General features: G+C 68.1%; 7 protein-coding genes. 3 read left to right on the plus strand and 4 right to left on the minus strand.

The features are described from left to right. Positions 1–164 precede the first annotated feature (164 nt). Positions 165–1,454, plus strand: coding sequence for a YibE/F family protein (locus HUN07_RS23000; protein WP_174913113.1), 1,290 nt, complete (start codon positions 165–167; stop codon positions 1,452–1,454). Positions 1,455–1,465: 11 nt separating this feature from the next. Here HUN07_RS23000 and HUN07_RS23005 read toward each other — a convergent pair whose 3' ends face one another. After that, on the minus strand, positions 1,466–2,602 hold the full coding sequence (locus HUN07_RS23005) for a hypothetical protein (protein WP_254622644.1): 1,137 nt from the start codon (positions 2,600–2,602) through the stop codon (positions 1,466–1,468). A gap of 137 nt (positions 2,603–2,739) precedes the next feature. On the opposite strand from HUN07_RS23005, the gene HUN07_RS23010 reads away from it, so the two are divergent. Next, positions 2,740–3,255, plus strand: a complete 516-nt coding sequence (locus HUN07_RS23010; RefSeq protein ID WP_114721484.1) for an arsenate reductase/protein-tyrosine-phosphatase family protein — start codon at positions 2,740–2,742, stop codon at positions 3,253–3,255. On the opposite strand, the gene HUN07_RS23015 is transcribed toward HUN07_RS23010, so the two are convergent. Continuing rightward, positions 3,223–4,659 carry a polysaccharide biosynthesis tyrosine autokinase gene (locus tag HUN07_RS23015; protein ID WP_114721482.1) on the minus strand — a complete coding sequence of 479 codons (1,437 nt, stop codon included), beginning with the start codon at positions 4,657–4,659 and terminating at the stop codon, positions 3,223–3,225. The genes HUN07_RS23010 and HUN07_RS23015 overlap by 33 nt on opposite strands. Before the next feature lie 63 nt (positions 4,660–4,722). Beyond that, entirely contained in the window at positions 4,723–23,496 is an 18,774-nt protein-coding gene (locus HUN07_RS23020; RefSeq protein ID WP_174913119.1) for a non-ribosomal peptide synthetase, read from the minus strand. A gap of 250 nt (positions 23,497–23,746) precedes the next feature. Here HUN07_RS23020 and HUN07_RS23025 point away from each other — a divergent pair, with 250 nt between their 5' ends. Then, positions 23,747–25,552 carry a DUF4012 domain-containing protein gene (locus HUN07_RS23025; RefSeq protein WP_254623042.1) on the plus strand — a complete coding sequence of 602 codons (1,806 nt, stop codon included), beginning with the start codon at positions 23,747–23,749 and terminating at the stop codon, positions 25,550–25,552. Positions 25,553–25,568: 16 nt separating this feature from the next. Here the strand turns inward: HUN07_RS23025 and HUN07_RS23030 are convergent, their stop codons facing one another. After that, a complete protein-coding gene (locus HUN07_RS23030) occupies positions 25,569–26,153 on the minus strand; it encodes a YdcF family protein (protein ID WP_174913124.1) in 585 nt (194 codons plus the stop codon). Positions 26,154–26,157 lie beyond the last annotated feature (4 nt).

Here is a 26,157-nt window from a genome sequence, read left to right on the forward strand (position 1 = left end):
GGGTAGATTGACCGATTGGCACCTCTGAGTGTCCGTAAGCGCCTCGTCTTGCCCCCTCCCCCCTGGGCGACGAGGTATCGGTGGCGGGGACGCCCCCCCCTGCTCCCCGCCACCGTCGCTTGCCACCGCCACCGCTAGCCTGATCCGGTGCAGAGGCCGATCCGATGACATCCGAAGCCCTCCACGGTCATGGCCACGGCCACGGCCATTTCGAAGGCCCGCTCCCGGTGGGCCCGACCGCTGCACGCGTTGTGGTCGGACTGCTCGTCGCGATCGCAATCGCCGTCGTCGCGGCGGCCGCGATCCTGTGGCCGGGCAAGCAGCACATCGAGATCCCGCTGCCGTTCCAGAACGCGGGCGGTGGAGCCGTCACCACCGAGGCCGGCACCGTCGTCGCACAGGACATCACACCGTGCGGCAGCCCGTCTGCGGGCCGGGCGTTTCCGGGCGATCCCACACCTCCCCCGACCGGTAGTTCGTTCGATTGCCGACGCAGCCTGGTGACGATCGACTCCGGCCCCAACGAGGGAACCCGGACGCTGCTCGAGATCGTGCCCGGTCCGGGGCAACCGAATCTGAGCGTCGGTGAGCACATCCGGCTTGTCCGGCAGACGGATTCGTCCGGCACCCCGATCTACTCGTTCAACGACTACTCCCGCGGGCTTCCCCTGCTCCTCGTCGTCGCGGCGTTCGCCGTCGCGATCATCGCGGTTGCCCGGTGGCGGGGTGCGCGGGCGCTCCTCGGACTCGGGATCACCTTCGGCGTCCTCGTCGTTTTCACGCTGCCGGCACTGCTCGACGGAAAGCCGGCGATGCCCGTCGCACTCGTCTCGGGCGCGGTGATCCTGTACGCCGTGCTCTACCTGGCGCACGGCGTGAATCTACGCACCAGCGCGGCTCTGCTCGGCACGCTCGCCTCGATGCTCGTCGCAGCCGTCCTGTCCGTCATCGCGATTCGGGTGACGCATCTGACGGGACTGTCCGAGGAACAGAACACCAACGTGCAGGCCTACATCCAGCAGGTCAGCATCACCGGACTCCTCCTGGCCGGCTTCATCATCGGCTCGCTCGGTGTGCTGAACGACGTCACGATCACGCAGGCGTCGGCGGCCTTCGAGATCGCGTCGATGGACGAGGCCGCTTCCCGGCGAACCATCTTCACCTCCGCAATGCGGGTGGGACGCGACCACATCGCCAGCACGGTCTACACCCTGGTGCTCGCGTACGCCGGCGGTGCGCTTCCGCTCCTGCTGCTGTTCAGCGTCGCGGGTGGACCCGTCAGCGACGTCCTGACCGGTGACGCCGTGGCGATCGAGATCGTCCGATCGTCGGTCGGCGGCATCGCACTCGCGCTCTCCGTGCCCCTGACAACCGGGATCGCCGCGCTCCTCGCCCGGCCCCGGCTCGCCTCTCCGTCACCGCGGCGGCGTACAGGCGGGCGTCACGCGCGCTGACCGACCGCCCGTCAGAGCCGCGGGAGGGGCAGCAAGGGTGGCAGTTCCACCGGAGGCAACGGCAACTGCGGGAGCTGCGGCAGCGGTGGGAGCGGCGGGATCCCGGGTAGCTCCGGGATCTCCCACCAGGGCGGTGGATCCGCCGGACGGGGCTGGGTCGGGGGCGGTGGGGCCGGGGCGCCCCCACCGCCCCCGACCGGCTGCGACGCGCCCTGCTCGGACGGCGGCGTCGTCGGCGCTTCGGACGGCGGCGGGGGTGACGGGAGCGAGGTCTGGACCGTCGTCGACGAACTCGGCGGTACCGAGGTGGGTGTGTCGGCGGTGGCTGCCGCATCCGGACCGAAAAGGGTTCTGCCGTAGCCCAGTCCGAACCCGACGACGGCGATGACGACGAGCGCGGCCCCGGCGATACCGGCACCGCTGACCTGACGCCGCGAGACCGCCTGCCGGTGCCGCCCGCGCGCGGTGGACGGCCGTGGACGAGCGGGCCCGGCCGCCGACACCGGCGCCGCAAGCAACGCGGCGCCGCGGGCAGCGGCCAGTTCCGGCGCGTGCGGCGCCACGATCGGCAGACCGAGCCTCCACTCGAGCACGGCCCGCACCACGGGCAGATGGGCTCCGCCACCGAGAAGCACGACGGCGTCGGGCCTGTGCCCGGACTGCACGATCAGTTCGGCCACCAGGTCTGCCGAACGCTGGACCGCGGGAACCGCGACGCTGTCGAATGTTTCACGTGGTAGTCCGATCAGGTCGTCGCCGCACAGGACGTCGGTGCGCTCCGTTGCCGCGACCACTCCGGTCGACCGGTCGACCACGCTGACGGTCAACCCCGAACTACCGAGGTCGTAGAGCACGACCGTCCGGAACTCCGCCATATCGCCGACACCGCGCAACTGCTCGAGTACCGCGGTCACCTCGGGGACGAGGCGAAAGCCGGTGACACCCTGCCGTCGCATCGCCACGTCGAGCGCAGCGGCCTGGCCCTCGTCGCTGTAGGAGATACCCACGCCGACGGCCGATCCCGACTCGGCCGCCTCCGCGAGGATCACGCCGACCGATTGCGCCGCCAGATCCTCCGCGATCTGCCCACCGACCTCGATCGCCTGGTACTCGAACTCACCGGATCCGTCCGGGGAATCGGATCGCACCAGACGAACGAATCCGGCCCCCACCGAAACTCCCAGAACCCCACCCATGAGCCGCCTTCGATCGTGGTCGCAAACGGTCGCCGCGCGAGCCGCGTGCTGGACGAGCCGAGTCTATACAGCCGCCTTACACTCACCCCATGCAACTGCTGTTCGTCTGCACCGGCAACATCTGCCGCTCCCCCACCGCAGAGCGGCTCACCGCCGCCTGGTCGGCCCGCACCGGGCGGACCGATCTGGCCGCATCCAGCGCAGGGACCCGAGCGGTAGTCGGCGGCCCGATGGAACCGACGGCAGCACAGATCCTTTCGAACCTCGGCGGCACGCCGGACGGCTTCGCGGCGCGCCAGCTGAACCCGGCGATCGCGGGAACCGCCGACCTGATCCTGACGATGACCGAGTCCCACCGCGACGCCGTGCTTCGCACGGCACCGCGCCAGCTCAAGCGGACGTTCACGCTGCTCGAGGCGACCCATCTGGCGCGCGCGACCGGATCGGCCACCGTCGCCGACCTCGCAGCGGTCCGCGGTCAGGTCCCCCGACCCGACAACGTCGACGTCCCCGACCCGATCGGCCGCAGCGCGATCGTGTTCGGGGACGTCGGCAGTCAGATCGACGAGGCCCTACTCGACCTTCTGCCCCGCCTGCGCGACTAGCGGCGCGGGATCGACCTTCGCCGGGGCATCTTCCACCTTCTGCACCGGCGCATCCGAGTCGTAGTAGTACTTGTACTCGTACGCCCCCTTGCCCTTGGCCGGCGTCATCGTCAGGATCGTGCCGAGGACGGTCGCACCCACGCTGCGCAGATTGCCGATAGCCCGCGAGACCTGCTCGCGCTTGGTCTGCCCGTGCTTCACCACGACCAACGCGCCGTCCACCTTGACCGCGAGAACGGCCGCGTCCGTCACCGGCAGAAGCGGCGAGGCATCGATGATGACGAAGTCGAAACGCGAGCGCAGATCCGCGAACAACTTCTCGGCATGCGTGGAGCCGAGCAACTCGCTCGGATTCGGCGGCAGCGGACCGGACGCGAGTACCGAGACGTTCGGGAACGGCGTCGACTGCAACACGTCGTCGATGTCGGCCTGCCCGGCCAGCACCGTGCTCATACCGACCGACCCGATCAGATCGAGATACTTGGCGATACGCGGGCGGCGCAGATCCGCGTCCACGAGAGCCACCGAGTAGCCGGCCTCCGCAATCGCGAGCGATAGATTGATCGCCGTCGTCGTCTTTCCCTCTCCCGGAAGCGAACTGGTGATCGCAATGACACGGGGCGGGTTGTCCACCTCGAGGAACTGCAGATTCGTGCGCAGCTCACGGAACGCCTCGGCGCTGCCCGAATACCCGTCCTGGAAAGCGATGGCCGCCTTCTCTTCCCGATCCTTGTCGAACGGCACCGTACCCACCAGACCGACCCCGGCAAGCTCGTCGAGCACCTCACGGCTCTTCACGGTGTTGTCCAGGCGGTCGCGCAGGACGGCGAGGGCGATGCCGCCGAGAAGTCCGACGACGAAGCCCAGTGCCAGGTTGCGCTTTGTCTTGGGGCTCACAGGAGTGGACGGAGTCGACGCGTGCTGCTCCACCACGACGCGGGCCATCGGAGGCTTCCCGACCTCCATGCTCTCGAGTTCCTCTGCCATGAGAACGAACTCGTCCGACAGTGCATTCACGAGGTCGCGCGCGACCTCGGGAGATGCATCCGTCACCTTGGTGTCTATCAGGACGGTGTCCGGCGTCGAGGTTGCCTTGACCTTCTTGGCCAGTTGCTCCGCAGTGAGGTCGGACTTCCCCAGCTTGTCGAGCGTGCGCTGGGCGAGCGTGGAACCGGTCAACAGTTTGGTATAGGAAGCGACACGCTGTTGCGAGAACAGGTTGCCTTGGTAGACCTCGTTGACCGACGCACCTGAGGAGGTGGAGACGAACAGCCTGGACGATGCCTGGTACATCGGTGTCGACATCAGCGAGGCTCCGAGCGCGACGAGTATGCCGACCAGTGTTGTCAGCGCGATGATCCTCCACCGTGTCTGCACGATCCGTAGGTAGTCCTGTACTTCCATATCCCCGATTCCCCGTCCTGTTTTCGGTACAACACTTGCGGATACCCTATGCGCGAGTTCGTATCACGGCGCACCTCCGTCCAGCTCGGCGAGAAGGTGCGCGACGCGCCGGAGCGAATCCGTCGAGGTCATCTCCGCGTGCGCACACGGCACGCTATGCTCCGTCACGTCGCCCCGAACGTAGGGACTCCACAGACCACGCAGATTTCCCCGTTCCTCCGATTCGTGTGCCGCGACGAACAACACGACGTCGCCGTCGAAGGCTCCCGAACGGTGCCCACGGGCGGCGGCTTCCAACGCTGCGCCGGTCCGAACCACGTGCTGAACAACACCGGGGTCGAGTCCCGGGACGTCATCGATCGCGCCAACCGCATCCACGGCGGCGTTCGACGGAACGGACTCCGGCGGGAGCGAATCGAGCAGTACCAGTGCCGCCACCTCTTCTCCCGCCGCGCGCAACTGCACCGCCATCTCATGCGCGATGTTGCCGCCCAAAGACCAGCCGAGCAAGTGGTACGGCCCCTGCGGCTGCACCGCTCGCACCTGCTCGATGTACCGGCGCGCCAGTCCCTCCAGGCTGTCGACGCTTTCGTTGGTTGCCTGCAATCCGTACAGCGGCCTGTCGCGCAACTCCTCGGCCAGTCCCGCGTAGCACCAGGCGAGCCCGCTGACGGGGTGAACGCAGAAGAGCGGTGCCGCATCGGGGTTCTCGGGCCGGTTCAGGCGCACGAGCGTCGCCAACGGATCCGGATCCTCGCTTCCGGATTCGATCTGCCGGGCCGTGCCGGCGACCGTTGGATCGGCAAAGAGTGCGGCGAGCGCAACGTCGTAGCCGTACCGTTCCCGTAGCCGCGTCACCAAGCGGACGGCGCCCATGGATGTTCCGCCGAGTTCGAAGAAGCTGCGATCTCGGGGAGCACCGGACAACCCGATCACGTCCGCCATCTCGGCGGCCACGCGCCGCTCGATGATCCCCTCCGGCTCGGCACCGCTCACGTATCCGTCGTCGAAAACCGGTTCCGGCAGCGCGCTCCGGTCGATCTTTCCACCTGCCGACACCGGCATTTCGGCAATCACGGTTACCGCTGCGGGAAGCAGATGGCGGGGCAGCACGCGCTCGAGGTGCGCACGCAGGAATCGCGGTTCGAGGGTGCCTCCACGCCGGGTCGACACGTACGACACCAGCACCGTCTCGCCCGTCGGTCGACACCTCGGCAGAGTGACTGCCGCAACCACCGCCGGGTGCGCCAGTAGTGCAGTGTCGATCTCGGCGGGTTCCACACGCACGCCGTTGATCTGGACCTGGTCGTCACCGCGGCCGATGTACTCGAGGGTGCCGTCACTGCGCAGGCGCACCAGGTCCCCGGTCCGGTAGATCCGCGCCCCCGGTGCACCGAACGGGTCGGCGACGAATCGGCCGGCCGACGTACCGGGCAGCCGGTGGTATCCCTGCGCGAGCCCCGTGCCACCGACGTAGAGTTCACCGACGACACCCACCGGAACCGGATGCAGTCGCCCGTCCAGAACTCGCAGACGCGCGCCGGCCAGGGGCGCCCCGATGTTCACTGCTCCGGTCCCCAACACGTCGCTGCACGTGACGCCGACTGTGCACTCGGTGGGCCCGTAACCGTTGCAAAGATGGTGCCGGGACCAACCGTGCGCCAACGGGACCGGCAACCTCTCGCCTGCCGATACCACGGTCAGGCTCCGAGTGAATCCGGCCGGTTCCAGCGTCGCGAGGACGGTAGGCGTCAGGTTCAGGTGGGTGACGGCCTCGTCCTCGACCACCGCCTGCAAGTCTGCGCCCGCGTAGGCGAACTCCGGTGCACACACCAAGGTCGCCCCGTGCGCGTGCGCCGCGAGCAGTTCGAACACCGACGCGTCGAAGATCGGCGAAGCCGCCTGCAGAACAACGGATTCGTGGGTGACGAGCAGTCGATCGGCCTGTAGATCGACGAGCGCCGACAGTCCCTCGTGCGTTACCGCGACACCCTTGGGCTCCCCGGTCGTCCCCGACGTGTACAGCAGGTAGGCCAGCGACCCGTCCGTCGATCCGCGCGCGCTGTCGAGCACCCGTCGGCGCCTGTCGTCCGGGAGCTTCGGATCGACCGGCACCCAGGCCGCTCCGATTCGGGTGATCGCCCACACGTCGAGCACCCAGTCCGGGCCGCGTACCGCTCGGATCGGGACGACGTCACCCGCGCGGACGCCCTCGGCTTGCAGAAGGTCGGCTCGCTGGGCCGCCGCGACGTCCAGTTGGGCGTACGTCCACTGCCGGTCACCGGCCCGGAGCGCGATTCGGTCGGGATATGTGCGAACCGACCCCGCCAGTATCTCGCGCAGGGTGCGGGCGACCGGGGCCGAGCTCCCGTCCGCGACGGACGGGTCGAGCGCGAGCTCGAGATCACCCACCGGGGTGGCCGCGTCGGCCGTGGCATGAGCCAGCAGGCGCACCCAGGACGTGAGCAACATGTCGGCGGTTCTGGAGTCGAACAGGTCGGTGGCAAACACCAAGCGCACGTCGATGCCCGATCCATCCGGTGACTCCACGACATCCCACGCGAGATCGAACTGCGCCGTCGGCGCACCCGCCGCGAGGTCTGCCACCTCCACGTCGGGCAGGCTCGGCAATTCCGGTGTCGCCGTCGAGTGTGCGAGCAGCACTTGGAAGATCGGGTGGTGTGCGGCAGTACGAGTGGGCGCGATGCAGGCCACGACATCGTCGAAGGGCACGTCTCCGTGGGCCAAGGCCGCGAGGTCCACGTCGCGCACCCGTCGGACGAGATCCGCGAACGGTTCGGTCGGATCGACCCGGGTCCGCAGGGCGAGCGTACCCACGAACATCCCGACGAGAGGGGCGAGTCGAGCGTCGGTCCGACCGGCGACGACGGTGCCGACCGTGACGTCGTCGCGGCCGCCGAGTCGTGCAAGGAGCGCGGCGAGGGCGGCGTGCAGGACCATGAATGCGCTGACCCCGTGGGTACGCGCCAGATCGGTCACTGCCGCGTGCAGATCCGGACCGATTTCGGCGTGTACGACGCCGCCGCGGTGCGTAGGGACGTCGGGTCGAGGGCGATCGGTCGGTAGATCCAGCGGCGTGTCAGGCGCTCCCGCGAGGGTGTGCGCCCAGTACGCGAGTTGACGACCACCGACAGTGTCCGGATCGCGGACATCGCCGAGCATCTTCGTCTGCCAATGCGCGAAATCGCTGTAGCGCAGCGGAAGCGGCGTCCACGGCGGCGCCGTACCGGCGAGACGTGCAACGTACGCGCACTCGAGGTCACGCAGAAGCGGTACGGCCGACGCGCCGTCCAGAGCGATATGGTGCACGGCGATCGCGAGGACCCACTCCGTGTCGTCCACCTGGAACAGACCCGCACGCAGAGCAGCCTGTTCCACGAGATCGAGAGGACGCTCGACAAGTTCGCGCACCCGGTGGTCCACGTCGTCAGGATCGACGGATGCAACCGTGTAGTCGATCACGAACCGATCGGCGCTCAACACCCGTTGAGTGTGTTCGTCGGGGTAGACGGTCCGGAGCGGCTCGTGGCGTTCGACGACATCGGCCAGCGCCGCCCCGAGGGCGTCCGCAACGAGGGAGCCGTTCAGCCGCAACGTGATCGGCATGACATAGCTCGCCGGGTCCGCGCGGTGCAGCATCCACAGGCGTCGTTGTGCGGGCGCCATGGGCGCAGGTTCGGGGCCGGCCGCTGTCAGCGGAGGTCGGACATCGAGCTCGGAGAGATCGAGCAGACCGGCGAGCGCCGCCAGCGTCACCGATTCGAGAACAGCTCGAGGCGGCACGTCGCGGTGCAGCGCGTCGGCGAGACGGGCGGCTACCTCGACTGCGCCGAGAGAGTGGCCACCGAGCGCGAAGAAGCCGGTGTCGATGTCGACGTCGTGGCCGAGGACGTCCCGCACGACGGCCGCGACCAGCACCTCGGTCGACGTGAGTGATCGATCTGAGGTGGTCGCCGCGAGACTGTCCGCCATCGTCGACAGTGCCGCGTGGTCGAGCTTGCCGTTCGGTGTGGTCGGCAGGCTGTCCAGTACGTGCAGGCGAGACGGCACCAACCCCGGTGGCAACTCACCCGCGATGCGAGCGAGGACGGCTGCGGCATCGATACATGCCCCCGCGACGAATGCGACGAGGACTGGTCCGCGCACGACGACGGCCGCATGACGAACACCGCTGCAGCGCATGAGCGCCGCCTCTACCTGCTCCGGCTCTACCCGGACCCCGCGGACCTTGACCTGCCGATCGACACGCCCGAGGAACACCATCCGCCCATCGGCGAGCACCTGGACGCGGTCTCCGGTGCGGTACATACGGCCCGGGCCGAACACCGATGCAACGAAGCTCGCTGCGGTCAGCGCCTGCGCGCCGAGGTAGCCACGGGCGAGACCGCCGCCGGCGAGGTACAGCTCGCCGACGCCACCGACCGCGACGGGGCGTAGCCGCGTATCCAGGACCGCGACCGAGGTTCCCGGTATCGGTGTGCCGATACCGGTGCGACCGTCGACCTCACCGAGGGTGGCGACGACAGTGCATTCGGTGGGCCCGTAGGCGTCGAGCATCGTGCGGCCCGCCCGCCACCGATCAGCGATCTCCGCGGGGAGACTCTCACCGCCGCTGGCCACCACCCGCAGGTCGTCCAGATCGTCGGATCGAATCGTCGCGAGTACCGATGGGGTGGAGAGGAAGTGGGTTACGCGATGTTGCCGCAGCAGCCCGTGCAGCGCGGGGCCGGCGTACACGTCCGGCGGCGCGACGACCAGTGTCGCGCCCGAAGTGTGCGCGAGCAGAATCTCGAGCACGGCCGCATCGAACGCCGGGTTGTATCCGTGCAGTACCCGATCGCCCGGACCCACGCGGTACCGTCCTCGCGCCGCCGATGCCAGGGCCGCCAGGCCGCGATGCGTCACGGCAACGAGCTTGGGTTCACCGGTCGAGCCCGAGGTCGAGATGACGTATGCGGGCGAATCGACCGACTGCGACTGTCTGGGTGCGGGGACCGGCGCGGCGACGCACGCATCCGTCGGCCCGAACGCCGCCCCGGTCTTGGTGACTGCCCACAGCATGCGGAGCCTGCCCAACGACCGTTCGGGATCGAGGGCCACCACATCCTCGGGTCCTACACCGTGATCCTCGATCAAGCGTCGGGCCAACTCGTTGGACTGCTCGTCGAGCTCTCGGTACGTCACGGCGGCGGAACCGTCGACGACTGCTACACAGTCCGGATGCGCGGCCGCGGTACTGCGCAGCAACCCGGCCAGGGTCCGCGGTGCATCCGCCGCGCAGCCGTGGACGACATCGGTGACCGCGATCGGCAAGTCCTGCACAGTGACGTCGGGCCGCGTTGCTGCGCCGGTGAGAGCACGGACCAACTGGTCCACGAGGCTTCGTGCTGTCTCGGCGCCGAACTTCGAGGCGTCGTAGACCAGGGTGCCGTGGAATCCTGCTGCCCCGCTTCGTGACAGCGTGAACTGGAGATCGAACTTCGCCGCGTCCTCGGTGAGTTCGTGGGATTCGATTTCGAGGTCGCCGATCCGCACGATCGGCGGGGTGAAGTCCTGGAAGGCGAGCGCTACCTGCGGCATCCGGGCCCCGGCGGCGGTGAGAACTTCCTCGATCGGGACCGCGGCCCGGTCGAATGCCGCGACATCGGTGTCTCGAGCCTGTGCGAGCAGCGCGCCGAACGGCATGTCCGACTCCACCCGGGTGCGCAGCACGACGGTGTCGACGAACAGTCCGACGAGGGAGTCGAGTTGCGGGTATCTGCGGCCTGCCACCACCGCGACGACTCCCACGTCGGCGCCACCGCAGAGCCGTGACAGGAGCGCAGCGAGCGCGGCGTGGACCACCATGAACTCGGTAGCGTGATGGGCCGTCGCGAGCTCCGTGATCGCCCGCGCCGTGTCCTCGTCGAGCGCGAACTCCACGGTCGCACCAGTTCCCGGTGCGGCGCTCCCCGCCTCGATCGGCAGCACGACCGGATCGAAGCCATCGAGTTCCCGCTGCCAGAACCCGAGATCCGCGCCGTCCGTGACCCGCGCACGCTCCCAGACCGCGTAGTCGGCGTACTGCAGCGGCAGCGGATCCCAGCGGGGAGGGGCACCTGCGTGGCGGGCCCGGTACGCCTCTCTCAGGTCGGCGAGCAGCACCGCGACCGATGTGCCGTCGGCGGCCAGGTGGTCGATCGTCACCTCCAGGACGTGCCGGTCGGCGCCGTCCTCACGCAGGCGCACGTCCAGCGCTCCCGGTGGCTGATCGGACGCGGCACTCCTCAACGGCCGAGCGACGTCCTCCGCCGGCGCGACGATCGCGTGCGGCCCGTCAGCGTCGACGGCGAACGACGTCCGCAGGGACTCGTGCCGCACCAGGACGTCGGCGAGCGCGGCGTCCAATGCATCCACGTCGAGCGGCCCCCGGAACACCACACGAGCCGGCACCCGGTACGCCTCCTCCCTGCTGATTCCGCGCAGTGCCCACATGCGGCTCTGGCTACGGCTCAGGGGAATCCGATCCGGCCGCGAGACGGCGACCGGGCCGGGGTCGATCTCGGCGAACCGGCTCCGGTCCAATTCCGCGGCGAGTTCGGCGACGGTCGGGGCAGCGAAGAGCAACCGCAGCGGGACATCCGTATGGGTGGAAGCACGCAATTGTGCGACCACGCTGGTGGCCAGCAGCGAGTCGCCGCCGACGGAGAAGAAGTCGTCGGTCCGACCGACTCGGGCGCCGAGCGCGGCCGAGAAGGCGTCGGCGACGAGTTCCTCCGTCGTGGTTACCGGTCCGGTGGCCGAGTCGAGCACAGGTTCCGGCAACCGTTCGACGTCGATCTTCCCGTTCGCGGTGAGAGGGATCTCGGCGACGCCGACAACCGACGCGGGCACCATGTACGACGGCAGCGCCGCGGCCAGGTTGCGGCGCAGCTCGGTGACGTCGGCATCGGCGGGAACGACGTACGAGACCAGGACCGGCGATCCCGTCGTCCCAACCCGTGCGACCGTCGCGGCGGTCGACACCGCCCCGCTCCGGGTGAGGACGGCGTCGATCTCCGCCGGTTCGATCCGGATCCCACGGATCTTCACCTGATGGTCGTTACGTCCGCAGAACTCCAGGACCGGTCCGCGCGCGCCGCTCACCCACCGAACGAGGTCACCGGTCCGGTACCAGCGTCGACCGTTCTCTCCCGCAACGAATCTCGCCGACGTTGTCACAGGTGCGCCCGCGTATCCGTGTGCGACGCGATCACCGGCCAGATACAGTTCGCCGGTCACCCCCGGCGGCACCGGCCGCAGTCGCACGTCGAGAACTACCGCGTCGATCCCTCGGGCGGGGCTGCCGATCACCGCCGGATCCCCGGGACCGAGTGGGCCGGCGAAGGTCGCGAACACCGTCGATTCGGCGGGGCCGTAGCCGTTGTAGAGGCGGCATTCGGGCCCCCAATGCCGCACGAGATCCGGCATGACTCGCTCGCCGCCGAGCATCAGTGCCTCGAGGTCCGGCAGGTCCCGTGGACCCACCGTTGCGAGGACCGACGGTGTCATGCAGGCGTGGGTGATCCGCTCGCGTCGGAGCAGATCGGCCAGCCCGGAACCGCCGTAGGCCTCGACCGGCGCCACCACCAACGGCGCCCCTGCGGCGCCCGCAACCAACATCTCCAGCAGGGCCGCATCGAATCCCGGAGACGCCACGTGGAGCACACGCGACCGCGGACTTGCCGCGAACACGTCGCGCAGGTCGGCTGCCAGCGCGCCGAGGCCTCGGGACGTGAGCACTACTCCCTTCGGTCGCCCGGTCGAGCCCGAGGTGAACACGACGTACGCCGGCTGATCCGGAAGCACCTCGGGCAGTGGAACGTCGGTGTCGCCGACGGCCGCGACGTCGATCCACTGCGTGTCTCCGGGTAGCTCCGCCACGAGATCGGCCGCAGTGACACCGAGGCGCGCCCGGGACTGCTCGAGCATCGCGGCGATCCGGTGGATCGGGTGAGTGGGATCGACCATCACCGGGGCGGCTCCGGTCCGGGAGATCGCCCACACCGCGAGCACCGACTCGAACGACCGCGGCAGCGCACATGCGACGGGTACCCCCGGCCCCGCGCCCCGGGCGCCCAGGGCTGCCGCCAGGCCCTCCGCGCGATCGACGAGATCGCGATAGGAGACTTCGATGCCTGGCGCCACGACCGCTGCCCTGCTGCCGCCACGGCGGGCCCCGTCGGACAGCAGTGCCCACAGACCGACCGGCGTGCCGGCTTCCCCCGAGGCCGGCACCAGTGATGCCCGCTCGACATCGGTCAGCAGGTCGACGTCTCCGACCACCTTCGCGGGATCGTCCGTCACGGCGTCGAGGAACATCTCGAACCGCTCGGCGAACGCGGTGACGGTGTCGTGATCGTAGAGATCACTCCGATAGGCGAATTCGAGTTCGAGGGCACCCGGGGTCTCGGTGACCGTCAACTGGAGATCGAACTGGACGGTGTCCTGCGCCGCGGGCTCGGCCGTGACCACCAGCCCCGAGAGGTCGATCCGCACCGTCTCGGGACGGCGCATCGACAGCGCCACCTGAAACAGCGGATGGCGAGCGGAATCCCGGAGCGGGGCGAGCCGTTCGACGATCGTCTCGAACGGGGTGTCGGCGTGGGCGAACGCCTCGACGTCGCGGCGCCGGACGTGTTCGAGCAAGCTCGCGAACGAACCGTCCCCGTCGACATCGGTCCGCAGGACCACCGTCGAGGCGAACATTCCGACCACGTCGTCGAATCTCGGATCTCCCCGGCCCGCCACCGCCGTACCGATCACGACGTCCGCGGAGCCGTTGTGCCGTGCCAGCACCGCGGCCAGAACCGCGTGCAGGACCATGAAACTCGTCGCGCGATGTCGGCGAGCCGTGGCCACAACCCGGGTCGCCAGTTCGGTCCCCAGCCGCACCCCGACGGTGGCCGAACGCGTCGAGCTCGTGCCGGATCGCGGACGATCGTTCGGGAGGGTGCACTCCTCCGGGACACCGTCCAGTGCCGCCGACCAGTACTCCAGTCCGTCCTCGCCGGCCGAGGTCTGCCAACGGGCGTAGTCGATGTACTCGATGGCCGGGACCGGCAACTGCGGTACGTGCCCGGCTGCCCGGGACCGATACGCCTGCGCGAGGTCTCGAAGCAGGGGTGTGAGCGACCATTCGTCGGCGGCGATGTGGTGAACGACGACAGCCAGCGTGTGGCGGATGGGACCGGTCCGGTAGAGACGCGCGCGAATCGGCGGCTCGGTTGCCACGTCGAACGGCGCGGTCGCGAAGGCTCGAGCCGTGTCCGACAACATGTCCGGCGCAATCGCGACGGGACCGAGGTCGAGGTCGGGGACGTCGAGCACCTGCTGGACCGGTCCGCTCGCGACGGTCGGATACACCGTGCGCAGGATCCGATGCCGTTCGATCACATCGTGGAGCGCGCACGCCAGCGCGTCCTCGACCAGTTCACCGTCGAAGTGCAGCAGGAACGGAAGGTTGTACATCGCGGAGTCCGGAGCAAAGTTCTGCTGGAACCAGAGTCGCCTTTGCGCGGGCGACAGCGGACCGGTCGTCGCTGCCGGCGTGGACGGCCGAGGACCTTCGCACCGTGCACCCCCACCCACCCGTTCCTCGACGACCAGGGCGAGTTCGGCCACCGTGGTCGCCTCGAACACGTCCCGCACTCCGACGTCGGCCCCGGTGATCGCAGCGAGTCGACCGGCGAGCCTGGTTGCCAGCAACGAGTTACCACCGAACTCGAAGAAGTCGTCGCCACGTCCCACTCGGTCGGCGCCGAGCAGTTCGCGGTAGACACCCGCAACGATTTCCTCGAACGGACCCCGTGGCCCGGTAGCTGTCTCCGCAGCAGGGGCGGGTACCGACGGTGTCGGCAGCGCCGCGAGATCGACCTTGCCGTTGGCACTCGACGGCAGGTGGTGGACCGCTACCACCACCGCGGGAACCATGTAGTCCGGCAGGATCGTTCGCAATGCACGGATCACCGCGCGTGAGTCGATATCCGGGTCCTGCCGCCCGACTCGGGGCACCGCACCCACCACGTACGCGACCAGCCGACCGTCCCGCACGTCGATCGCGGAATCGACGATCTCCGGGAGCCTGGACAGTGCCGCCCGGATCTCGCCTGGCTCGATGCGGTGACCGCGAATCTGGAGCTGACCGTCCGCCCGGCCCCGGTACTCGAGCATCCCGTCGTTGCGTAGCCGAGCCAGGTCACCCGTCCGATACCGGAGTTTGCCGTCGACATCCGCCACGAACCGGACGGCACTCAGACCCGCCCGTCCCCGGTAGCCGCGAGCGACCTGCGGTCCGGAGACGTACATCTCGCCGATCGCGCCGCGCGGCACCGGCCGGAGGAGCCGGTCGAGCAGTTGCACGCCGGTACCGGGCAGTGGAACACCGATCACACTTCGACCTGCCGGCGCCGATCGGACCTCCGTCCACGTGGCGTGCACGGTGGTCTCGGTGATGCCGAACATGTTGACCGCTCGAAGGTTCCGATGTCGCTCGAGCCAGCCACGAACGCGGTCCCCGTCCAGCGGCTCACCGCCGAAGATCAGCAGACGCAGCGACAGGTCCGCCGGGTCTCCGCTCACCTCGGCCAACTGGCCGAACGCGGTCGGCGTCTGGTTCAGCACGGTCACCCGCTCAGCGACGAGCAGCTTCCGGAACTCCTCGGGGCTGCGGGCCACGAAGTGATCGACCACGACGACGCGTCCCCCGGTGGTCAACGGCCCCCAGATCTCCCACGCAGAGAAGTCGAAGGACGGCGAGTGGAACATCGTCCACACGTCGGAAGGACCGAAGCCCAACCCCGCGTATGTGTTGGTCAGGAGCGCGAGCACGTTCGCGTGGGTCACCGCGACACCCTTCGGTGTTCCGGTCGACCCGCTCGTGTAGATCACGTAGGCGGTGCGGTCGGGGTCGCATGCCACATCGATACTTCCGCATCGATCCAGTTCGCTTGCTGCGAAGTCCATGTCGAGGGTGATCGAGCGCTCCGGGGCGGCGAACCCGTCGTGGCACACCACAAGCGCAGCCTGCGCCTGGCGGATCAGCGCGTTCAGGCGCTCGGGCGGCTGGGTGACGTCGAGTGGGAGGTAGGCCGCGCCCACGCGGACCGCGGCCAGCATCGCGACGATCAGGTCGGGTGAGCGGGGCAGCGCAATCGCGACGACGTCCTCCGCCCCGATTCCCTCGCGCACGAGGCGGCGGGCGAAGGCCCTCGAACGCGAGTCGAGGTCGGCGTAGGTCACGCGATCGTCACCGCATACGATCGCGATCGCATCTGGCGACTCGGCAGCCCGCTGTGCGAAGAGCTCCCCCAACGAGCCTGCCGCGGTGGTGATCCCGGGATGCGAATGGTCAGCGTCCGCGCCGAGCAGGGGGCGACGCGCGTCCATCGGACGTGCGCTCAGGTCGATCGAACCGACGACGATCGTCGGATCGTCCGAGACCGCTTCCAAGATCCGAAGCAGCCACGGCGCCCACCTTGCTACGGACTCGTGGTCGAACAGTGCACGCGGGTACGTGAGGCTACCGTCGAGTCCCGCCGCCTCCCCCATGTCCGCGTCCCGCGCCCGCAGCCGGACCTCGAGATCGAACCGGGTTCGCTCACTGGACAGTTCACGGGTCGTCACCTGCAGACCGGGCAGCTCGACCTCGTCCGGCACGAAGTTCTCGTACGCGAGCATCACCTGGAAGAGCGGATGATGGGCGGTCGGGGGACGCCGCGTCAGGTGAGCGACGACTTCGTCGAACGGCAGGTCCGCATGGGCAAAGGCATCGATGTCGACGCGGCGGGTACGGGCGAGCAGATCGGCGAAGGACCGGTGCGGATCGACACGGGTTCGCAGGGTGACGGTTCCGACGAGCATTCCCACCACCTCGTCCAGGCGAGGATCGGTACGCCCGGAGACCGGCGCTCCGACACTGATGTCGTCTGTACCGGCCAACTTGCCGAGCAGCACGGCCAGCGCCGCGTGCAGCACCATGAACAGGGTCGAGTCGTATTCGCGTGCGATCTTTTCCAACGCCGCCTGCAGGTTCGCCGGCACCTCGAACCGCACGGTGCCGGAAGTTGCAGTCTCGATCGGCCCGCCACGCGGCCGGTCGCTGGGCAACGCGAGGGGCGGTGCATCCGCGTCCAGAACAGATCGCCAGTAGGAGAGAACCCGATGCGCGCGACTCTCCGGGGCGGCGGGGTCACCGAGCACGGTCCGGTGCCAGCGGGCATAGTCGGCGAACTGGATCTCGAGGGACGGCCAGTGGGGCGCCTGGCCTGCGCGGCGCGCGGTGTAGGAATGGGCCAGATCACGGGAGAGCAGCACCGCCGACAACCCGTCCACCGCGATGTGGTGGGCCACCACGGCGAGCGTGTGATGGTTCCCGTCGAGTCGGTACAACTGCAGGCGCACTGGATGTTCCATCGCGAGGTCGAACTCCGACGAGGCGAGCGCGTCCAGTTCCGATTCACACCCGCCCGGAGTGTCGACGACCGCCGGGACGGGCGCCGGGGCCTCCACGATCTGTACCGGGCCGTCGCCGTTGTCGGAGATCACGGTCCGTAGAGCCGGGTGCCGCTCCAGCACATCGCCGATGGCCCGGCGCAGAGCGACCGTGTCGAGGTCGCCCTCGAAGTCCAATGCGAATGCGATGTTGTCACTACCGGACCGGTCGACGCGGTTCAGCAGCCACATCCTCTGCTGCGCGGGGGCCAGCGGCGCGGGTCCCGACGACGCCGGCGCCGTCGGGAACTCCGGCAGATCGTCCCGGCCCCACAGAGTGGCCGCAAGTTCTGCGACAGTGGGATTCTCGAAAACATCGCGGACATCTACCTGCTTGCCGAGTACGCTGCCGAGGCGTGCGACCAGTCGAGTGGCCGACAGGGAGTCGCCCCCAAGTGCAAAGAAGTCCGTGTCCCGGCCCACTGCTTCGGCCGAGAGAACCTCCTGCACAACACGGCCGACCATCTCCTCCGCCGGCCCGCGGAGGCCCGTGTCGGACGTCGACGGACGGGCGGGACTCGGCAACGCGGACCGGTCGATCTTTCCGGCCGTCGTGAGCGGCACTGCGTCGAGGACTTGGACGATGCCCGGCACCATGTGCCGCGGCAGTCGGTCGGCGGCGTATCGGCGCACCTGTTCGGTGTCGATGAGGCCGGAGCCGTGCACGTAGGCGACGACGATTCCCTCATGCAGGGCAACGACAGCGGCTTCCACGTCGGAATGCCCGGCAATCGCGGTCTCGATCTCACCCAATTCGACACGGATACCACGGATCTGGACCTGATCATCGAGACGTCCCACGAACTCGAGTTGCCCGTCCGGACGCCGCCGGACCAGATCGCCGGTGCGGTACATCCGGCCGGGGCCGAACACCGAGGCCACGAAACGTTCCGCGGTCCGAGCGGGCTGCCCCAGGTATCCGCGAGCGAGTCCCGGACCGGACAGGTACAGCTCACCGACCACACCGACAGCAACCGCTCGCAACCCACGATCCAACACCGCTGCCGTCATTCCATCGATCGGCGCGCCGATCGGGGTGGAACCGCCGTTGTCGTCGAGTCGACCGATGGTCGCGACCACGGTCACCTCGGTGGGACCGTAGAGATTCAGAAGGGTCCGACCCGCGCCCCACCGGACGGCGACGTCCGCGGCGCACGCCTCTCCGCCGAGCCCGACCACACGTAGTTGGTCGAGTCCTTCGGGCGGGATACCCGACGCGACGGAGGGAGTGGTGAACCAGTGCGTGATGCGTTGCGACTCGAGAACTTCCGCCAGTGCGGGGCCGCCGAATGCTCCCGGCGGCAGGAGCACGACGGTCGCCCGGGTCCCGAACCCCAGCAGATACTCGAGGACGGATGCGTCGAACGACGGCGATGCACCGATCAACACCCGGGAGTTCTCGGTCACGGCGAACTCCCGGCGCAGCGCCGACGCGAGCGGCGCCAGGCCGCGGTGCGTCACGACGACACCCTTGGGCGCACCCGTCGTCCCCGAGGTGTAGATCGCGTACGCCGGATTGTCCGGATGCGGGGGAACGAACCGGTACTCGCTGTTCGACGGTGCGACCGAGTTGTCCGCCTGGGGATCGATCCGCGTGACCCATTGCGGCAGAACCGCACTCCGATCGGCAACAACGAATCGTGTACCCGCGTCCGCGAGGATTGCCTCGATGCGTCGCCGCGGCTGGGCCGGGTCGACAGGTACGAACGCCGCACCGGTCCGAGCGACGGCCAACACGGCGGTCATCGCGTCGATCGAGCGTGGCAGGAGGACGCCGACGAAGTCCTCGGGACCGACACCGAGCCGCGCGAGACGGCGTGCCAGTGCCTCCGCCGCCGGACCGATGTCGACGAGGTTGCCCTCCTCGTCACAGATCCGGGTCGGACCTCCGAGCACCTCGCGCAACGTGGCAACGGCGTAGTTCGACGGCCCCCGGTCGACGGGCCCCGCGGGAAGCAGGTCGGCAATCCGCGCCGTCGGGTCCGCCACCGCAGACTCGAGCACTTCACGCAACAGCGCCGCCCACCCGCGGACGGTTCCGCCGTCCAGGATGCTCTCGTCGTAGGTGAGGCACAGTTCCACCTCGGTGCCCGGCCGCTCCCGGATGGCGACTTCAAGGTCGAATCGCGCGTCGGTCCCTGTCAGTTCGCGTCCGACGAAGTTCAGATCCGACACCCGCATCACCGGATCGTCGAAGTGCTCGTAGGTGAGCACCGCCTGAAACGCAACGCCCGCGCCCAGACGCTCCTGCACGCTGTCGAACGGAGTCGCGCTGTGCACGAATGCCTCGATGTCGTCGGCGCGGACCGCGTCGAGCAATCGGTCGAAGGTCTCCTCGGGAGTGACCTGGGCACGCAACGCGATCGTGCCGACGAACATGCCGACCAGCGCGTCCAGGGCGGGATCTCCACGTCCCGCGTCCACGGTTCCGACCACGGTGTCGCGGGATCCGGTCAGAGCCGACAGGACCACGGCAAGGGCGGCGTGCACGAGCATGAAGACGGTCGTGTCGTGCTGTCGGGCTGTGCGGTGGAGAGCGTTTCGCACCTCGGCGCCGAGCGTAGTGGTGATGCGTCCGGCAGGGCCGGCCAGCGGGCCCCGGGTCCGGTCGAGGGGAAGGCCCGGAACGTCCGCGGCACCGGCCAGCGCCGACGTCCAGTGGTCGAGGTCGTCGTCCCGGACGCCGGAGTCGAGCACAGTCTGATGCCACTGCGCATAGTCCGTGTATGTGACCGGCAGAGGCGCCCATGCCGGCTCCTCGCCCGCCGCCCGTGCACGGTAAGCGCTCACCAGGTCGTTCACCAGGGGCCCGAAGGACAGACCGTCGAGGGCGATGTGGTGAGCCACGACGACGAGTACGTGATGATCGGCGTCGAATCGCTGGAGCCTGAATCGGACCGGCACGTCCGACGCGAGCGAGAACGGTCGGCTGACGAATTCTGCTGCATCGCTATCGGACTCGGCTCTTGACGTGACGTCGACGACGGTCGGAACCGTGAACGCCCCCTCGACAGGCAACACGTGCCGCTCCGGCCCGAGGTCACCGTCGTGGATCACCGTACGCAGCGGGGCGTGCCGAACCATCACGTCCCGTAGAGCCGAGGTGAGGGCATCACCTGACAGCGGTCCGCGCATCTCCACCGCGAACGGCACGTGATAGGCGGTACTGTCGCGTCGAGTCTGCGCATGTAGCCACAGCCGCCGCTGAGCGGGCGCGAGCGAGTTCGACTCCGTCGCACCCCCGACCAGCGCGGTCCGCTCGTCGACGCCGACCACCGACCCCGCCAGCCCGGCCACCGTGCGCTGCTCGAAGACGTCCTTGACGGTGATCCGTCGACCGGTCGCGGATGCGAGGCGGCCGGCGAGCTGGGTGGCATCGAGCGAATTGCCGCCGAGCACAAAGAAGTCGGCGGATGCATCCCGAACCTCGGCGCCGAGCACCTCCCCCATCGCATCGGCGATCAACGCCTCGAGCGGGCCGTGTACCGCGCGCGTGTCGCCGTCCTCTGCGGGCGGCGTCATCGCGGCCAATGCCGCGCGGTCGATCTTGCCGCCCGGCGTGAGCGGCAGGAACTCGACGACGAGGATCCTGTCGGGAACCATGTGGCGCGGGAGTCGAGCCGTCAGCCACTTGTGCAGGTCCCTCGCCGTCGGGGAGCGGCCCGATACGTAGGAGTGCAGCCGACCGTCACGTTGTACCGTCGCGACGCCGTCGACGTCGGGGTGTGTCACGAGCGCGGCATCCACGTCACCCGGCTCGACGCGGATGCCGCGGATCTGGATCTGGTTGTCGGCTCGGCCGACGAATTCGAGTTGACCGTCGACACCCCAACGCACCAGGTCGCCGGTTCGATACATCCGGTCGCCCCCGAAGACCGAGGCGACGAAGCGCTCGGCGGTGAGCCCCGGACGGGCACCGTACCCCCGTGCCAGGGCAGGACCGATCACATAGAGCTCGCCGACGACGCCCGGCGGCACCACCCGGAGTCGCCGGTCGAGCACCACCAGCGACGTTCCGTCGACAGGACGCCCGATCGGCACGGACGGCAACCGCGTGAGGATCTCGGGATCGAGTTCTCCGCTGACCGACGCGAGGATCGTCGTCTCGGTGGGGCCGTACGCATTGATCATCGTGCGGCCCTCTGCCCACCGACGTGCGACGGGAATCGGGAGCGCCTCACCGCCGGCGTCCAACATTCGCAGGTGCGGCAGCCCCACGCTGGACGTGGCCGCCAGCACGGCCGGTGCCGAAACCAGATGGGTGACGGCGCGGTCCCCCATCAGACGCGTGAGAGCCTCACCCGCAACGGTATCCGGATCGGCCACGACCAGGACAGCACCGGCGTCCGCAGCCGTCAGGATCTCCTGGATGGACGCATCGAACGTGGGAGACGCGATGTGCAGGACACGAGAGTCCTCCGTGACGGCGTATCGCGAACGGAGCGTCGAGAGCAGTCCGGCGATCCCGCGGTGGGAGACCACCACGGGCTTCGGACGTCCGGTCGAGCCGGAGGTATGAACGATCCACGCCGGATTGTCCGGCCGCAGAGGCCGGACGCGATCCGCGTCCGTGACCGGTTCGGTCGACCAGTCGTCGGCCGCGATATCGACGCGGATCACCTCGGGCGGCAACGCGACATCCTGCTCGGCGAAGACAACCTCGATGCCATCGAGGTGTTGCGTCAGGCGCAGCGACGGAAGATCCGGGTCGACCGGTACGTACGCAGCACCGGTCTTCGCCACTGCCCACAGCGCGAGTACCGAGGCGGGGGATCGGGGAAGTGCAACCGCGACGGCACCTTCCGGACCGCAGCCCAGCGAGATCAACCGCCGAGCGAGCGCCGACGAGCGGGCGTCGAGGTCCCGATACGTGAGTGTGGTGTCACCGCTGACGAGGGCGGCTTCCGCGCTCGCGGCGTGACGGGTGAGCGCCTCGGGGAGCAAGGTGATCTCAGCACCGATGTCGGCGCCGCGGACAGGGTCGACGGGCGCCGACTCTCCAGGTCGCCCGAGGGGAAGGTCACCCACCCGTCGGTGCCCAGAGGAGACGAACTCCCCCGCGAAATCGAGGAACCGGGAATGGTGTCGCTCCAGTGAATCCTGCGAGTAGCGCGCTGGATTGGCCTCGAGATCCACTCGGGTCGCGCGATCGCCCGACCCTGGATACACGGTCAGCGACAGGTCGTCGACAGGCCCGGTCGAGAGAATATGCAGTTCACCTTCGGCCTCGCCGAACACCGAGTGCCGAGGGAACTGCATGATGTTCACGACCGGTCCGAACACCCCGCCCAACCCGGCCCCGTGGACCGCGGAGTCCGGCATCTCATCCAGCATCGCGTCGTAGCGGAAGCGCTGATGCCGCAAAGCACCGGTGATCTCCAACTGGACTCGTCGGATCAGGTCCTCGACGGTGCCCTCAGGATCGACGAACACCCGCAGCGGCACGACGTTCGAGACCGATCCTGCTGACCGGCGCAGCAAAGCGGTGGTACGGGCAGAGACCGGCAGGCTGAGAGCGATGTCATCGACGCCCGTCACCCGCGACACGTACGCGGCAAACGACGCAACGAGCGTGGGGACTTCCGGCACGGGTGCGGAATCCGCGTGGTCCAGCGCCTCGAGAAAGCGTTCCGGAAGAACACCGGCTGTGCGCAGCGCAGGTGTTGACAACGTCCCCACCCGGTCGGCCAGTGACACGACCTGCGGCAGCGCCGCCAGTCGCTCACGCCAGTACTCGCGGTCGAGTTCCTCGCGCCGGCTCCCGGAGTAGGCCTCGACACTCCTGTACAGCTCTTCGACCGGCGCGCAGGCACATTGCGGCGGCTCCACACCGCTGACCATCGCGGTGTAGAGCTCGGAGATGCGCTTGGTCAGGACTTGCGCGGCCGAGCCGTCCATCACGAGGTGGTGTGCGAAACAGTGCAGATAATGCCGGTCGTTTCCCAGCCGGATGAGCGTCATCTCCGCAAGCCGATCCGAGAACGGGTCGATCGGTCGGGACGTTCGGTCGGTCATCCACTCGATTGCCGCAGTGTGAGGATCGTCCGCACCACCGAGATCCAGAAACCTCGGCGCGTCATCGATGTCCAGGACAGGCCGCTGGTGCGGTTCACCGTCTACGTCGACGAGAACAACCGTGCCGGATTCGATGTCGCGGGCGGCACGGTCGCATGCGGCCAGGAAGGCCGGGCGATCGAGCGGCCCACGCAGATCCAGATACTGCGCGACTGTCAGGGCAGTGTCGGGCGTCAGCTGTTGAGCGAACAGAAGCGCTCTCTGTGATGGCGCAAGCGGAAACGAACGCAAGCGCGCACCCCCTCTTATCCGGCAGGTATCCCGACAGCTCCACCGCTGGCACGCAAGCGCGCTCGAGCGGAACCCACCCGATCCAACCTGCCTGGATCGGGTAGGAATAACTTACTGTGCGAGTGCACCATTCACCAGTTGAACGCCCGACCAATTCTCGATCCGGGTTAGCCTGCCCAGAGCATGCCGACCGAAGGGGGTCCACCACGTGGAGCAGTCCGAGCCCGAAGCCGCATCAAGGACGACGGAGATCGATCCGGCGCCCGCCCGTCGAACAAGCCGCCGCCGGACGTCACAACCTGCGGTAACGGCGCGGAAGCGGCGACGCCGCATCGCGATCGGCGCAACGTGCGCGGTCGCGATCGTCGGTGCCTGGGGCTGCTATCTCGCGTACGAGGCAACCCAGATCAGATTGAATCTTGAACGAGCATCGGATCACGCGACGCAATCGAAAGATGCACTACTGGCGGGTAACTCGGAGACAGGCACACGATCTGCGGCCGATGCGGACCGCTACGCAGACCAGGCCTATGACGCCGCCCACTCGGTCAGCTGGCGTGTCGCCGGAGCGATTCCGTGGCTGGGCAGTCCGTTCGACACGACCCGGCAGATATCCGACGTGGTTCGGGGGCTCACTTCTGATGTCCTGACCCCGGCAGCGCAGGCAGGATCGGCGATGGCACCCAGCCAGTTGATCCTCGACGGAGCACGAATCAACCTGCAGGCCCTGCGTGACGCCGCGCCCAGCCTTGCCGACACTGCCACCGCAGCCGAGGCGCTGGCTGCCGACGCTGCAGGCGTCGGCAGCACGTTCATCGGACCCATCGAGGACGCTCGCGTACAACTCCAACAGCAGACATCGGATCTGTCCACCCTCCTCGGAAACGTCTCGACCGCAGCGGAGATCGCCCCAGCGATGCTCGGCGCCGATGGTCCCCGCACCTACTTCATAGGATTCCAGACCAACGCCGAGGCCCGTGGCACCGGTGGGCTGCTCGGTGGTTTCGGCGAACTGCGTACTGCGGACGGCACCGTGCGCGTTGATGAGCTCGCCAGCAACCGGGAACTCTCGTTGAACGGCAATCAACCGATCGATCTCGGTCCGGACTTCGAGCGCCAGTACGGGCAGAGTCGTGCCACAACAGATTTCCGGAACAGTAACGCCAGCTCACATTTCCCTTACGCCGCGCAGATCTGGCGATCCCTATGGGCACAGGAATCCGGTGACCAGGTCGACGGAGTCATCGCAACCGATCCTGTCGCACTCAGCTACGTACTCGACGTGGTGGGACCGATCACGATGCCCGACGGCGAGAAGGTCACCGCCGAGAACGTCGTAGAGCTGACTGAATCCATCGCATACTCGCGATTCGGTGACGACAATGCCGCGCGCAAGGCGTATCTCCAGACTGTCGCTGCCAAGGTGGTCGAACGGATGACCGGGAAGATCTCGCGACCGCAGGCGCTGCTCGAAGCCTTGGGACGAGCGGCCAGCGAACGACGAATCGCAGTCTGGAGTTCACACCCCGAGGAACAGACAGTCCTCGCCGGTACCGCACTGGGGCACACCGTCCCTGAGGACGACGCCCCTTACGCCGGCGTGGTCGTCAACAACCTGGGTGGCAACAAGCTCGACTACTATCTCCGCCGTGAGATCACGTACACCGCTGAGTCGTGCACCGACGGCGTGCGGAAGAGCACCGTGAGAGTGCGCCTGACGAATACGCTTCCGAACGGTGACTACACAAAGTATGTAGCCGGAATGTTCGACAACCCAATGGGCGCACCCGCCGGAACCAACCTGACGAACCTGTCGCTGGTCGCAACCCGCGGCGCAAAGCTCGACAAGGTCACCGTCGACGGTAAGCCGGCCTTCGCCTTCACCGGAGCAGAACTGGGACACCCGGTATTCGACATCCAGTTCCCGATCGGACAGGGCAAGACCGCGGAGGTCGTCTACGAACTGACCGAACCAGCGACGGCAGGAACGGCATCGGTGCCCATCCAACCTCTCCTCGATCAACCCGATGCCGGGATAGACGTTCCGAGCTGCTGAGTTCCGACACACACCCTCAGCAATGGCCGAGCAAGGTCTCTTTGACGAAACCTCCTGTTTGGTAGAGGTACTCGTACGCCCAGCGTGGAATGCTGTACCTGTACTCCCGGGGTACCGGGAGCACGAATACCGCACCTGAAAAGCACTTTTCGAAGATGTACCGTGCACGCAGCAGGTGGTATCGCCAACTGATGACCATGACGCTGTCCCACCCGTTCTCTGATGCCAGTCTCGCTACCGCCGTCGCCTCCCCACGCGTCGTGGGCGGATCCGGAACGAAACAGGTGGTGTCGAATGAGGCGTGTTCTGTCGAACAAAGCTCTCGCATCCGCACATCAGTCCGTCGATACGGATTCGAGAGAACCACATGATCGGAATAGCCACGGAGCGCTAACTCCATGGCGTACTTCTCGCGACCATCGTGCGCACCTCCGAGCACCACAATGGCATCGACGTCGGTCAACCTATCGAAGCCTGCGTATGTGTAAGTCCTTGCCCCGAAAATTCCCGACGCAAGGACGCTTACGTACACAACGAGGACCAGGAGGAGACGCCTAGTCCTCCGTCTCGCACGCAGGGACGGCTGGAGGATCCGGTTCATCGCG

Source organism: Rhodococcus sp. W8901 (assembly GCF_013348805.1).
GTDB lineage: Bacteria > Actinomycetota > Actinomycetes > Mycobacteriales > Mycobacteriaceae > Prescottella.

Bases quoted from the DNA above. Each gene is read 5' to 3' on its own strand.
- HUN07_RS23000 (WP_174913113.1), top strand. From the start codon at position 165: ATGACATCCGAAGCCCTCCACGGTCATGGCCACGGCCACGGCCATTTC.
- HUN07_RS23010 (WP_114721484.1), top strand. From the start codon at position 2,740: ATGCAACTGCTGTTCGTCTGCACCGGCAACATCTGCCGCTCCCCCACC.
- HUN07_RS23015 (WP_114721482.1), bottom strand. From the start codon at position 4,659: ATGGAAGTACAGGACTACCTACGGATCGTGCAGACACGGTGGAGGATC.
- HUN07_RS23030 (WP_174913124.1), bottom strand. From the start codon at position 26,153: ATGAACCGGATCCTCCAGCCGTCCCTGCGTGCGAGACGGAGGACTAGG.